The sequence below is a fragment of the Gammaproteobacteria bacterium genome (assembly GCA_041395725.1).
GTDB lineage: Bacteria > Pseudomonadota > Gammaproteobacteria > Pseudomonadales > Pseudohongiellaceae > NORP240.
This window is the reverse complement of sequence record JAWKZW010000001.1, coordinates 4,871,318-4,886,222: the sequence shown is the minus strand read 5'-3', so window position 1 is coordinate 4,886,222 and position 14,905 is coordinate 4,871,318. Positions and strand designations below refer to the sequence as shown.

Annotated in this window: 6 protein-coding genes; all 6 read left to right on the top strand. The window is 48.4% G+C overall.

Features of this window, described 5'->3' with window-relative positions:
- Positions 1 to 10: 10 nt before the first annotated feature.
- Genes R3F50_21520 through R3F50_21495 form a run of 6 tightly spaced genes read left to right on the top strand, consistent with a single transcriptional unit; the run spans position 11 to position 14,850 of the window.
- Positions 11 to 2,608, top strand: a complete 2,598-nt coding sequence (locus R3F50_21520) for a helicase-related protein (GenBank protein MEZ5492865.1) — start codon at positions 11 to 13, stop codon at positions 2,606 to 2,608.
- A 9-nt stretch (positions 2,609 to 2,617) separates the two neighbouring features.
- Positions 2,618 to 3,334 (top strand): hypothetical protein, encoded by a 717-nt coding sequence (locus R3F50_21515; GenBank protein ID MEZ5492864.1) that lies wholly within the window; start codon positions 2,618 to 2,620, stop codon positions 3,332 to 3,334.
- Positions 3,335 to 3,343: 9 nt separating this feature from the next.
- Entirely contained in the window at positions 3,344 to 7,606 is a 4,263-nt protein-coding gene (locus R3F50_21510) for an N-6 DNA methylase (protein MEZ5492863.1), read from the top strand.
- A gap of 43 nt (positions 7,607 to 7,649) precedes the next feature.
- Positions 7,650 to 11,000, top strand: coding sequence for an AAA domain-containing protein (locus R3F50_21505; protein MEZ5492862.1), 3,351 nt, complete (start codon positions 7,650 to 7,652; stop codon positions 10,998 to 11,000).
- Positions 10,993 to 13,590, top strand: coding sequence for an AAA family ATPase (locus tag R3F50_21500; protein ID MEZ5492861.1), 2,598 nt, complete (start codon positions 10,993 to 10,995; stop codon positions 13,588 to 13,590). Before R3F50_21505 ends, R3F50_21500 begins: the two co-directional genes overlap by 8 nt.
- A 15-nt stretch (positions 13,591 to 13,605) precedes the next feature.
- Positions 13,606 to 14,850, top strand: coding sequence for an McrC family protein (locus tag R3F50_21495; GenBank protein MEZ5492860.1), 1,245 nt, complete (start codon positions 13,606 to 13,608; stop codon positions 14,848 to 14,850).
- The last annotated feature ends 55 nt before the right edge of the window (positions 14,851 to 14,905 follow it).

The window sequence follows — 14,905 nt, the reverse complement described above, 5'->3', positions numbered from 1 at the left end:
GGATGCGCTGATGCTCAAGCTAAGGGCGGGTGCTGGGCCTTATCGAAGTTTTGGCAATATTGCTGTTGAGCCGAGGGCTTACCAGTTAGTACCGTTGATGATGGCCCTTAAACAGCCCACTATTCGGTTGTTAATTGCGGATGACGTCGGAATCGGCAAGACCATCGAGGCCGGTCTTATTGCGCGAGAAATGCTTGATCGGGGTGAAATCACTCATCTTTCTGTGCTCTGCCCGCCTCATCTGTGTGAGCAATGGCAAAAAGAACTTCTCAATAGGTTTCATATCAATGCGGAGGTCGTTCGGTCAAGTACGGCACCTCGGCTTGAGCGTGGTCTGCCTGCAGGGAGCTCGGTCTTTAGCGAATACCCGTTTACTGTGGTATCGCTCGATTACATTAAGAGCAAGGTTCGCAGGGATGCCTTCGCTGAACAATGTCCGGAATTTATTATAGTCGATGAAGCACACACCTGTTCGCGATCCGGGCAGGGGCGCCAACAGCGCTATGAGCTGCTAAAACAGTTGTCTGAAGACAAATTTCGCCACATGGTGTTACTAACAGCGACACCACACAGCGGGGATGAGCATGCTTTCTATAACTTGTTGGGACTACTGCAGGATGACTTTCTTAATCTACGAGAAGACATGAGGGCCGATCATCCGCTAAGGCAAAAATTGGCACACCATTTTGTTCAGCGTCGCCGCGAAGATATCAAAGAATGGCAGGAAGGAAATCTTTTTCCAGAACGTTTCGTCGCTGAGGATACTTATAAGCTTAGTGGGGATTGGAACAATATTTTTCAGGAAGTTCTTGATTATGCCCGTGAGCTAGTTGAGCGAGAAGAGGGGGCTCAGCTGAAAGTGCGCATGAACTGGTGGGCAGCGCTTGCCCTCCTGCGCTGTATCTCATCGTCTCCCCATGCTGCCATTCGCGCATTGAATACTCGCCTCGATAACGCTATTGGGAAGTCCGATGAGATCGTCACTGACCAGGAATTGCAGGACGCCCTAGAGCAACAGGGCAACGCTTCAGTCATGGACGGCGTGAATGATGATCTAACCTTCGATGATGTTGAACCAGGTGCGGCTCAGCAAGAGGACATTGAGCGGCTTAATCAGCTAATCAACAGAGCAAAGAAGTTGAAAAGCAGTGGCGACCCGAAACTTCAATCGCTAATCCGAAATTTAAAACTATTATTGGAAGAAGGCTATAAACCCGTAATATTTTGCCGCTATATCGCCACGGCCGAGTACATTACCGAAGAGCTGGCAGCTAAATTCAAAAGCCACGAGGTAATATACGTTACTGGCAACCTGACATCCGCAGAACGAGAGACAAAGATCGAAGGTCTTAAAGAATCGGACAAAGAGCCAATCTTGGTAGCTACAGATTGCTTGTCTGAAGGCATCAACTTGCAAGATCAGTTCACTGCGATCATCCACTATGACCTTAGCTGGAACCCCACTCGGCATGAGCAGCGAGAGGGGCGTGTAGACCGGTTTGGTCAGAAGGCCGAATCAGTCAAGGCTCTATTATTGTATGGTGAAGACAATCCGGTGGATGGTGCCGTCTTACAAGTCATTATTCGTAAAGCTGAGGCAATCAGAAAGGCGCTTGGTGTTTCTGTACCAATGCCTGAAGATGACAATCGGGTTACCCAGGCGATTCTGAATACAGTATTACTTAGAAAGGATGGCGCTGGTCAGCAGACAACACTTTACTTATTTGATGGCATTGACGAAGTGCAAGAGATGGAAGCTGCCTGGGAATCAGCTCGAGAGAAGGCACGAAAAAACAGGACCGTATTTGCACAACAACGCTTGTCACCAGAGCAGGTTATGCCGGAATGGGAGAAAGCCTTCTCCGTTTTAGGGTCGGAGGAGGACGTAAGGCGCTTTGTAATCAACGCTTGTGAACGCTTAGGCGCACCACTGAGTCGATTAAGTAAAGGCGGTTATCAGCTGCCGATTAAACATTTAACAAGAGCTGTCCTAGAGCGTCTTGAAACCGCCGGATTTTCCCATCTAAATCGCATCGATTTTGCCTACCCCTCAGCCGCCGGCTGCGAGTTTGTTAGCAGAACTCATCCTCTGGTCAGTCATTTGGCAGACTATCTTGCCGAGCAGGCCATGACAGGCGAAGAAACCGACTTGATCGCGCGCGTAGGAGTAATCAAGACAGCGGATGTTGCCAAAAAGACCACAATATTTTTGTTACGCCTGCGTTCACGCCTGACCATCAAGCGAACTGCAGACTCAGACGCTGCAGGTCGCGACATGCTCTCCGAAGAGGCAATGGCTGTCGCCTATGTTGGTGATGAAATGCAGATACTGGACAAAAAACAAGTGGTTGAACTTATGCAAGCGACTCCTGGGAAAAACCTTACTCCCGAAGCAAGGGAGAGAGAGTTAATTTCCGCGCTGGAAGGGCTGAGCATGAAGAAGCCAGAGTTTGCTCAGCTTGCGGGAAAGCGCGCACAAGAAGTCCTGGAAGACCACCGACGGGCCCGCGACGCGGCTGAAGCAAAAGGAACTTACTCTGTAAAGCCTCAACTGCCTGTAGATGTCATGGGCATCTATATTCTGTTACCCGATGCCGGACTGTTATAGGAGTTTATTGTGCCAGAGGCATTGCTTTTAAAGAACCTAAAAGCGGCGGACAGGTCAGCTTTTCTCGACAGCTTATTTCACTACTATGTAGAGCTAAGTGGTCTAGGTGGTATGGCTAAACCGGATCTAGACGCACTGTTGGTTTACCTTTATGTCACCTATTGCTGTGGTAGGAAATTTGACGCCTTTCAGGTTAGCACAGATCTCAAAATTTCGGAGTCCAGGGCAAAGTCGCTTTGGGAAAAAGCTGAGCTCAAGTATTCCCAATACGAGGAAGGTGACGCGTGGGTGGAAATCCTGGAGATTATGGCGAACACGACCTTCGAGCTTGAGAGTATCGAAAAAGGTCAAATCTATTTCAAGTTGGACAATCCCTCGCTCTATCGTTTCTTTCAAAAGCGCGTTCGAGAGTACGGAACAGCGACCTACAACAAGTCGGCTGAAAGAGTCACGATCCCCTTAGCAACTTTGTTCAAAGTGCTAGAACGTATTGATGACTTATCCAAAACACAGTTTAAAACCAGGAATCTAGACGATATTACTAAAAATCGAGAAATTACGATCAGGCATATTGTTCAAAATTTAGACCCTGAGTTGCGCAAGAAAATAAAGAAGAAAAATGGAAAGCTGCTGGGTATAGAAGAATTACCTTCCCACCTCGCTTCCGCCTTGTCTGTTGCCGCCAATCTGGCAACGGTTTGGCCGATTATTGCTGCTTGCCTTTAGGAGTGGATAGTGAGGAAAACTGACACTCAGCAATTAGAATCCATTCGCATAGTCGGCGGCTTGATCAGCACGCCGGTATTGCAAGCCATTAGACATTATGAGCTGGATGGCCAACAGATTGGCGACTATGGCGTGGAGAAGGGTCTGAAACTCAATGACGAATTGAGTCGTTACTGGCGCATCGCACAATCTCGGTGGAATGAGTACCAGCGAGAACGACTAAGGGACGATGCCAATCAAAACCGATTGGCTCGCGACGAATGGCTACTACCACTACTTGAAAAAGTTCTCGGTTATCAAGTTACCAAATGTCAGCCAATTGCCCTCGGCAAAAGAGTCTTTCCCATCACTCACGTTGCGCATAGAGGCGCTGTACCTCTGGTGCTCTGCGGTGCTCAGTTTGACCTAGACAAAGGGGACGTAACTTTTGGCCACGAAGGGCGCAAGCGCTCACCCGCCGGCTTGGCGCAAGAGTACCTCAATGCTGAGGACGACTGTCTCTGGGCTATCGTCTCCAATGGCACCCACCTGCGCGTTCTCCGAGATAATCCTGCCATCACTCGACCCGCATTTATCGAGATCGATTTCGCGCGTATGTTTGAAGAGGACAACTACGCCGATTTCGCGACATTTTGGCTTCTCCTGCAAGCTTCCAGAAGTGAACCCAGGGCAGGACAGATCCACAACTGCTGGCTGGAGGTTTGGCGTAACAAGGGCCTCGATGAGGGCGAACGAGCGCTAGAGAACCTCCGATATGGTGTGGCCGATGCCCTTCGTATCCTCGGGTCGGGCTTCGTGATACACCCGGCAAATCAATCGCTAAGAGACAAAATTAGCAGTGGCGAGCTTTCTCTGGATAACTACTTTCAGCAGATTTTGCGCCTTGTTTACCGATTTTTGTTCCTGTTTACAGCTGAAGACCGTGATATTGCCTTGCTACCTATGGAGTTTGAAGGGCACAACTATAAGGCGGCCAGAGACCTTTATACAAAAGGCTACTCACTTACAAATCTCAGGGATCGATCTCGACTCAAGCGCCACCACGACCACTATAACGACGCCTGGCAGCTGTTGCTGGTTACCTTTCATGGCTTTGCTGAAGGGCAGCTACGACTTGCGCAGCCAGCATTGGGCGGCCTGTTTGCCAAAGAGCAGTGTGCAGACCTGGAAACATTGCAGTTGGATAACAAGACTCTGTTTGGGGCACTGCTAAAGCTTGCTTATTTCGAGCAGCAGAAGACACTGACACGTATTAACTACCGAGACATGGATACGGAAGAATTCGGCTCGGTGTACGAGTCACTGCTGGAATTGATCCCGCAGCTTTCCATGGAGGGGCAATGGCAGTTCAGCTTTCTGGGCGATGCTTCCGACGAAGAGGTAGCATCGGGTCACAGTCGCAAATTAACCGGCTCTTACTACACGCCAGATTCACTGGTTCAGGAGCTCATCAAGTCCGCTTTGGAGCCCGTTATTGCCGACCGTTTGGATGCGAATGTTGGCGATCCGAGAACAGCAATCCTGTCAATCTCTGTCTGCGACCCTGCTTGTGGGTCAGGGCATTTTCTATTGGCGGCTGCCCGCCGCCTGGCGGCTGAGCTGGCGCAAATTGAGGCGGGATCAGACCAACCCGCCGAAGCAGATTATCGACACGCGCTGAGGGAGGTGGTCAGTCATTGTATTTATGGGGTAGACCTTAATCCGCTTGCTCTGGAGCTCTGTAGAACGGCATTGTGGTTGGAAGCGCTAGAGCCGGGTAAGCCCCTGGGTTTCCTCGATGCCCATATCCAGTGTGGTAATTCATTGGTCGGCGTGCTTGATCCTTCTTTGTTGGAGAACGGCATACCTGACAAAGCGTTCGATGCTTTGACCGGTGATGACAAGGACACATGCCGGAGCCTAAAAGCCGCAAGCAGACAAGCCGGAAAAGACATCGCGGTTGCTATGCGTATGCAGGCACTGGATTTAGACTCGGTGGAATCGATGCCGGAAGACAACCTTGACCAGATTAAAGCCAAACAAGAAGCCTGGCTTAAGGCGCAGAAAAGTGACGCATTGCAAAAAGCGCGGCTGAAAGAAGACCTTTTTACAGCCGCCTTTTTTGCCACTAAGACAGAGGAAACGGCAAATCGATGTCCGACCAATGCCCACTTGCGCCAGGTTGTTGGCGGTGGGGCGCTGGAACCTGAAGTAAGCAAGTTCATTCAGCAGCTTGCCCATGAGAATCGTTTTTTCCACTGGCAATTGGCATTTCCTCAGGTTTTTGGCGATGGAGACAAATCTGGGTTTGACGTGATACTGGGCAATCCACCGTGGGAACGGATAAAGCTTCAGGAACAGGAGTTCTTTTCTAGTCGCAGTCTCGAAATAGCAAATGCCCCAAATGCTGCCGCACGAACCAAGTTGATCAAGAAGTTAAGTGACGGCTCTCCAGTAGAGCAGAAACTCTTTGAAGACTTTCAACGTGCCAAGAAAGCAGCCGAGTCCACCAGTCAGTTCGCACGCACTAGTGAGCGTTTCCCGTTGACTGGAAAGGGAGACGTCAACCTCTATGCACTATTCTCAGAACATTTTGCTAAATGCATCAATAGTGCGGGCCAAGCGGGCCTGATCGTACCCACAGGTATCGCCACTGACGATTCCACCAAGGCGTTTTTCGGCTGGTTGACGATAGAGAATCACCTGGTCAGCTTGTTTGACTTTGAGAATAGAGAAGCCTTGTTTGATGGGGTGCACAGAAGTTACAAATTTTGTTTACTGACTATCGGAAACAACGTTCCCCAAGCGGAGCTACAATTTTTCAACACGCGGGTTGCACATTTGGCCGATGAAGACAGGCGTTTTACATTGAGCGCTGATGATTTTGCGCTGATCAACCCCAACACTCTCACCTGCCCGGTGTTCAGATCTAAAAAGGATGCTGAGCTTACAAAAAAGCTCTACCGAGCTGCTCCGGTGCTGATACGCGAAGCAAGAGTGGAAAATGGAAGGCAAGTACCAGCGCAGAATCCATGGGGCGTGAAGTTTACCCGGCTATTTGATATGTCGAACGATAGCCCTCTTTTTCATACTTATCAGCAGATGCAAGAGCGTGACGCCAATGTTGATTATTCTGCAAGCCAGAGTCGTGAGGATGAATTTCTGCCCCTCTATGAAGCCAAGATGGTCCACCACTATGATCATCGTTGGGCAACCTACGAGACGGATGGCGAGACGAGTCGCGATTGCACTCTGGAGGAAAAGCAGGATCCTAATTACCAGCCCTTGCCCCGCTACTGGGTAGATCGATGGGAAGTGACGTTACGAACTGCGCAAGCTCCATCAGATGTCATTAAGGCCTGTAAGAAAGTTGATACTGAAGCGCTTTTGGAGGCGCTTAAGCAGTGGGCTGCAGGACAAGCTCGAAGGAATAGGCAGGAATCGCTAGTGAATGAAATTTTGCAGCCGCCCAGTCACTCAGCGACTGGCGTGAGAGATGCTGTTACCGATGATTGGTTCGCAGATGAAACAACAGGGCTAGCTGGGGATGCCGAGCTTAATGCTGACCAGTACCCATTAGAATCCGATGAGCTTGAAGATTTGGTTCAACTACTTCGAGCTCAAGAAGCGGATAACTTGTGGGATTGGGTGAAAACGGCACTTGAAATAAGGTGTCCGAAATATCTATTGGGATGGCGTGACATATGCCGTTCGACAGATGAGCGGACTGTGATTGCTGGGATTGTACCATTGAGTGCAGTTGGGAATAGCTTCCCTTTAGCTCATCTTGGGCTAGAAATTGATGCCAGGAAGATCGCTGCATTCGTTGGGAGCTTGGTTTCATTGACCTTTGATTTTGTCGCTCGGCATAAAGTTGGCGGCACGCACCTAAATTTTTTCATAATAAGGCAATTGCCAGTTTTGTCACCAGATCAATACAAGGAAGGTCATCTGGACTTCATCTCGCCTAGAGTTGTTGAGTTGACCTTTACGGCCAAGGATTTAAAAGTATTCAGCGAGGAAAATGGCGTTAGTTGTGATCCTTTTGCATTCAATCCTCTTCGGCGGCATCAGCTCAAGTGCGAACTAGATGCCTACTATGCAAAACTCTATGGGCTATCTCGCAATGAGCTGCGTTATATTCTGGATCCCTCCGACATCATGGGAGTCGACTACCCTTCTGAAACGTTCAGGGGGCTCAAGAACAAAGAGCTAAAGGAGTTTGGCGAGTACCGTACTCAGCGGTTGGTCCTTGAGGCTTGGGATAAGCTGGAAAGTGGCGAATTACATTGAGAATCAAATGAGAACAGATTGCATCATAAGGACATGATTCGCCATGACGCTTGAAGAACAAATACAGCATGAGCTTTCATCTACTCCCGGGCAGACGGCGCGTAAGGTTGCCGTCAAGCTGGGAGTAGACAAAAGGGAGGTCAACAGCCTGCTCTACGGCCGGTTAAGTGGAAAATTCAAGCAGGACAGTAAATACTGCTGGTGGCCACAGGGCAGTGCGGCTCAATCCCAGTCGGAGTCGATCCAAAAACCGGAAGCGACTTTTGCAGATACCCCCCTTGCCGATCTGGCGCGCTACTACCTGGCCTGTCTAGGGCAAGACGATGTTGGTGAAGTTAGTGTCTGGGCGCGTAGTAATCACAAAGACTTCGACTATGTAGAGCTGAATGAACTTCCCCAGGACAATATCCAGGGTGCCCTTCAGAATCCTCAGGCGGCAAACCTGCTGAATAAGATGCACCGTGACCGTACGCCCAAGATCTTCTATTTGGGCTATCCCATTTCCATTCATCGCTTTACTTCAAAGGCGGGCAACGTGATTCACCGGCTGCAGCCAGTCTTCGTTGTTCCGATTGAGTTTGAGGGTCCAAACAATCGAGGAGCCGCAAGTTTGGCGTCCGATTTCCCCATTATGAACATGGCGGTTCTCAAACGCTTCTCCAATTCAGATCAGGCAACGGTGATGAATGAATTGCTGCAACTGGAAGACGAGCTAGGTTATTCCGACAGCATGGAGCCGCCCGATCTGGATGATGTGGCACGCCGGCTGTTTGAAGTGCGTAGCGAGTGGCCTTGGCGGGAAGAGTGTGTGCCCGAGGAGTTGAGTGAGGAGCTACCGATCAGTGAGTTGGAGGACCCGGGAATTTACAATCGCGCCGTTTTACTCGCTGCAGAGCGTAAACCCTATACGCAGGGGCTAGAAACAGAGCTGCGAAACCTTGCCAAGTTGGCCGAGTCTGATTACGCCAATACAGCATTAGGGGCGTTAGTCAATTCGAATATCAAATCAGATGCGGGTAAGGCAATCAAGGAACCTCTTCTTGAGGTGCTACCGGCTAACACAGAGCAGCGTCAAGCGATAGGTAGCTCACTGACGCAGCCCTTGACCATCATCACCGGTCCGCCCGGGACCGGGAAGTCTCAGGTTGTGACCAACTTGCTCATAAACGCTGCTTGGCAAGGTAAAAAAGTGCTGTTCGCGAGCAAGAACAATAAGGCAGTGGATGTTGTGGAAACGCGTGTTAACAGCTTAGGTCCTCGACCGCTGTTATTGCGCATGGGATCTAATGAGTATCAAGTTAGGTTGAAGGATTACCTGCAAGCGTTGCTCTCCGCAACGGCTGGCCAAGATGAGAAGAGGGAGTACGAAGAACGCTTGCAAATACACAAGAAATTGGCCGAGAAAAGCGCCAAGTTGCAGTCACGACAAAATAAGGTCATCAATTTACGGAATAAGGTGGACGCCTTAGAGCAACGAGTGGAACCTTTGCGTGAGAAACTTAGCGCAAAACTCTTTTCGGCTGTCCGTTCGCTAGATCTTGCCAGGCTGTCGGAAGATCTTGACGGCCTGCATAATGCTACTATCAATGCCTCTAAAGCGCACCAAGGGTTGCTCACTCAACTAACCTGGCCGCTACTGCGAAAATCGAGATTTGAAAGACTGTCGATTTCTTGTGAAGAGCGGGGAACTCCACTACTAGCTATTCGGGTAAAGGCACCTGATAAAGTACCGTCAGATCTATCGATTGCGATCTGGCTCAAATTCAGTGAATTCATTAAAAATCGTGTTGAGGATCTAAAGTCTGTCAGAGAATACTTTGATGCGCTGGAGGCGCTAGAAAAGGAAGATTCACTAGAAACATTGAATCAATCAATACGAGATGTCATGGAGGAGATCTCGGTGAATTCCGGGAAGCTGTGGTCAAGCTGGCTGCGTGTGCGACCCTCACAGTTATCCAGTGATGATCGTCAGTTGCTTTCCAAGTACGTCTCAGTGCTACAGATAATTACGGACAATAACCAGGGCCAAACCAATAGGGGGGTCTGGCGCCAGTACTATGAATTAACGGAAAAAGTTTCTCATTTGCTGCCATGTTGGGCGGTCACGTCTTTATCGGCCCGAGGCAAAGTACCTTTTACCGCAGCGTACTATGACTTGGTTGTCTTTGATGAGGCCAGTCAGTGTGATATTGCTTCAGCACTACCACTGTTGTACCGAGCCAAGAATGCGGTAGTGATTGGTGATCCCATGCAGCTTTCCCACATCAGCGGGATTCACAAGCATCAGGACCAACAGCTCCTGGAGCGGTTTGATTTGCAGGAGAATTTTCTGCAATGGGCTTATTCGTGGAACTCTTTGTTTGACATGGCGCGTTCCTATGCGCGGGGAGAAGACATAGTCAACTTGAGGGACCATCACCGTTCCCACGCAGATATCATTAATTTCTCAAACAATTTCTTCTACGAAGGGAGATTGCGTGTAGCCACTCGCTACGACTGGTTACGGAGACCTCAGACAGATTCGCCTGGCGTTCGTTGGATCGACTTACCGGGGCGAACTATCCGCCCACCAAATGGCAGTGCAGAGAATCCACCGGAAGCACAAGCCATTGTTGATGAGTTGAGACACCTAGTATTGGAGCAAGGGTACAAAGGCTCAATCGGAGTCGTCAGCCCGTTCCGGGCACAAGCTAACCAAATTAAGAATCTCTGTAACCAAGACAGGGAGCTGCAGAATAGGCTCGATGAACTTGAGTTTCTCAGCGATACCGTACATCGGTTTCAAGGTGATGAGCGGGACGTTATGGTATTTTCGCCAGTAGTATCCAATGGGGCGGCAATCCAGTCATTGGGCTTTTTGAAGAGGAACGGCAACCTATTCAATGTTGCAATAACGAGAGCCCGCGCCATGCTGCTTGTCGTGGGAGACAAGTCGGCGGCAAAGAATAGTGGTGTTGAGTACTTGGCTGAATTTGCGAAGTACGTGGACAACTTAGATGACTCTGAGGTAGTAAGAGAGCATGTGCAACGATCCGACTTGGGGCCTGAATATCCAACTACAGTTGACTTATCAAAGGTTTCGGAGTGGGAAATAGACCTTTACAAGGCGCTTTACCAGGCAGGTATTCGTCCAATACCACAATATCCGGTAGAACAATATTTATTGGATCTGGCGCTTATTGAGGGTAACAGGCGGTTGGATATTGAAGTAGATGGTGAGCGCTATCATCGAAATTGGGACGGAGAGCTTTGTCGTCGAGATCAAATAAGAAACCAACGAATGTACGAGCTGGGCTGGGATGTTCAGCGGTTCTGGGTATATGAGATCAGAGACGACCTAGATAAATGTATCGCGCGGATCCAAGCTTGGGTAGAGGGCGCCGAAGATGAGTAGATATAACCCGCACAACGAAGTTGATCGTATTTTTGAAGTCAGCCAGCAGTGGAAGGACACGTGCCTACTCGGAGGTGGAAGTTTATTTAGCAGTAAGGATCTTTGGCAGTCAGAGTATGTTGACGAGCTGATTAAATATTACGTAGAGAATCTTGATACGGGTGAAGGAAATTTTCTTGATAAGCTAGAGCTCCAGCTTGAGCCAGCCAACGAAAACACCAAACTCCTTGCTGCTGAAATTCTGTATGTGCTTCTGCTAGCGCCGAGTAATATTAAGCCAGAGAAAAAGCGGGAAAATGTCAGCACAATATGGAACTGGGCAAGTCAATCACCTGTACCAGCAGATCATCCACTGTTTGAGGATAAAGCTTTGGGGGGCTGTGGTAGTGGAGGAGTTGGATTTAATAATTTCAGGTGGAAAGAGCTTGTTTATGCCATCCAATTGTTCAAGACGCTGTTGAGTTTGCCCCTGGAGAAACGCAGACAAATACTTTCAGATGGTTGGGAATTCGCGAACTGGCTTGAGGAAGTTCCGGATAGTGAGAATCGTCAGTTTAGACACATGCTTTTACATTTGTTATTTCCCGATCAGTTTGAGCGAGTATTTGGTGGTACGGACAGGGTAGCAATCGTATCAGGATTTCTGCAAGAGAGACCCTCTAGGGTAAAGCGTAAATCGGCTATTCAAATAGATCGGGACTTTAAGGCAATTAGAGAGAAAGCCGCCGAAGAGTACAAATCGGAAGAGCTGGATTTCTACGCGCCGCCACTCGAAGAAGAATGGCATCGTAACAAAACTACCAACTGGCTTTTTACTTGGAATCCGCGGAAGTGGGCTTGGGATAACTTGACCCAAGATATACAGAGGGTTGCGCAAGGTGAAACGATCATTCAATCTTGGAGTTGTGTCAACAAGCATGTTTCTATTGGTGACAAGGCTTGGTTAGTTCGTGTTGGGGAATCGCCGAAAGGAATCTTTGCGGTTGGAAATGTAGTTTCTGAGCCTTATGAGTCTGAGCACTATGACGAATCAAAGTCGGAGGCTGGAGAGAAACACCAAGTCGTGGATATTGAATTTACCACCATCAAAGATGTATTTAACGATGCATTTATTACCGACAAAGACCTGTCCCGCATAACGATAGATGGACAAACCTGGTTTCCGCAAGCATCGGGAATTGAGATTAAAAAAAGAAGCGCCGGCCTCCTAGAAAAAATATGGGGGCAACTCAGCACTCCATCTTCAGTTCAAGAAACCACTCCCCAAAAGCGAATTTACCCGATCAACCGAATTTATTACGGCCCTCCTGGCACAGGTAAAACCTTTAAGCTCGCCAAGCTCAAGGAAGAATACACTGCTACCGCAATAAGTGCTTCGCGCGAGCAATGGCTTGCCGATCAGTTGAGGGACAAGCGATGGTTTGACGTGCTTGTGTTAGCACTACACAATCTTGGTGGTCACGCTTCAGTGTCTCAGCTTTTAGATCACGAATTTGTGGTTCAAAAATCAAAAGCACAGGTGAGCGTTAGTAATCTGCGACAGAGTGTTTGGGGAACCCTACAGGTACATGCTGCCGAAGATTCGTCGACGGTAAAGTATTCTCAGCGACGATCACCATTGGTCTTTGATAAGAAAGAAGACAGCACTTGGTATTTGTTGGATAACTACAGAGCAGATTGTCCTGAGTTGATTAATCTAGCCAATCATTTGGACCGGGGCCCGGGTGCAGGTGAGGCTACGCATCGATTTGAATTCGTCACCTTTCACCAGGCTTACAGCTATGAAGATTTTGTCGAAGGCATCAGGCCTGTTAAAGGGGATGAGTCTAGTGATATCTCCTATGAGGTCGTGCCAGGAATTTTTAGACGAATTTGCCAGCGGGCTAAAGAAGATGAACGAAATAAGTACGCGCTATTCATTGATGAAATTAATAGGGGCAATATAGCAAAAATATTTGGCGAATTGATAACGCTCATAGAGCAGGATAAGCGCGCCGGTGCGGATAATGCGATGCAGGTGACTCTACCGTATTCGGGCGATTCTTTTAGCGTGCCGATCAACTTAGATATTTACGGAGCGATGAATACGGCAGACCGCTCAATAGCGCTGCTTGATACTGCCCTCCGTAGAAGGTTTCGGTTTCATGAGTTGATGCCAGATTCGGGGTTAATTAAGGGGTCTAGGGGCGACGGCTATATTGAAGATGGCGAAGGAGGCGTAATTAACCTCAGAGACCTCTTGGACACCATGAATCAAAGGATTAGGTTTTTACTGAATAGAGATCTTACGCTGGGGCACGCGTTCCTTTACAGGGTGCGTAGTTTTGATCAACTGAGAGAGGTGTTCATCGATCAGTTTATTCCTCTCCTTCAGGAACATTTCTATGACGATTGGCGTCGGATTCAGTTGGTATTTGGGGATATTACGCAGGGCGATCAGGCGGTGGAACCGCAGATAATCGAGCACTCTACTTTAACTAAAGAGGCAGTCTTGGGGTTCGACGAGGAAAATTATGATGATCAGGTGGAATACCGGGTTGCGAAGCGTGAGGAGATAACACCTGATGCGATCCGGAAAATCTATGCGTAGTTAAAGTTCAATAAGATGGCCAAAATCCTAAGTTGCATAGAACATGAGACTATTACGATTAGCGCGGCAAGTGCGTCAGATAGAAAATCAATCGATGAGTCTTATGTCAATAGATTAGTAAAATTCACCTCGCATATGCCTCCTGGGGCATTGAGCTGGGGCCACAGATCAATCAAATTTTCCCAGTTTTGTGGCGTAATTCAGCTTGATGATCTTACTATTGAAATCTTACCAAAGGTGTATGGTCGGGAACATGAGCCTGGAGCTTCCCGTCATGCCTTAGTGCAGATGTTAAGAAAGTCTGGATTCTTAATAAGCCATAAAGGTTCACAGGCAGCCATCAACATACAGCGCCACAGCGTGCTAGACATTTTCATATTGCATTTCTGCGGTGAATTGGCGGCCTTAATGACCCAGGGTTTGCTGCGTGAATATATTGGTCTCGAGGACAATTTAAACGTAATCAAAGGCAGGCTAATCACTGAAGTCCAATTGAAGAAAAACTTTCATCACAAGGAGCGCCTTTATTGTCGGTACGATGAGCTAAAAGAAGACATACTCATTAACCGAATAATTAAGTATACGCTTCGAGTATTGTTCACGCTGGCTCGCTCAGGGGAGACCAAGCGGCAGGTGAATGAGCTTTTAATGCAGTTTGATTCGGTTGGCGACACACCAGTCGCTAAACAAGATTTTTCAAAGCTGGTTTTTGGTCGATGCAATTCTCGGTATCAACCTATTGTTGAGCAATGTCGTATGTTTATTAGCGGTTGTAGTCCTGATGTGCTCGCTGGTCGCGGTAGTGCGGTATCGCTACTTTTTGATATGAACCGACTCTTTGAGAGCTGGGTAGCTGCGATATTGAGACCCATTGCGTGGCGACAGGGGCTGAAGTTAAGGACGCAGGGCCCGCAAAAGAATCTTGGATATTGGTTGGATAGTGATCAAGCAGTGTTTCAGCTGCGCCCGGACATTTCACTTTTAGCACAAGATAACTCTATCGAGGTTATCGCTGATGCAAAATGGAAAATACTAGATGAATCAGATAAGAAATTGGGTATTTCACAAAGCGATCTATACCAGCTTCAAGCCTATGCAAACCGCTACGGTGTTCATAAATTGAAACTCTACTATCCCAAGCAATCGGGCTTAAGCACGAATAAGACATTGGTCATGCAGGGGATACATCAGGCAAGCCTGGAGGTCGTACCCCTCGATATGACCAATAAATATCCGATTAACGAGATAAGTACAGAGTAAGTTGTCGATGCCCCTGATAAGGCGAGTTCAAAATTTTAATATTGAACGTGGCATG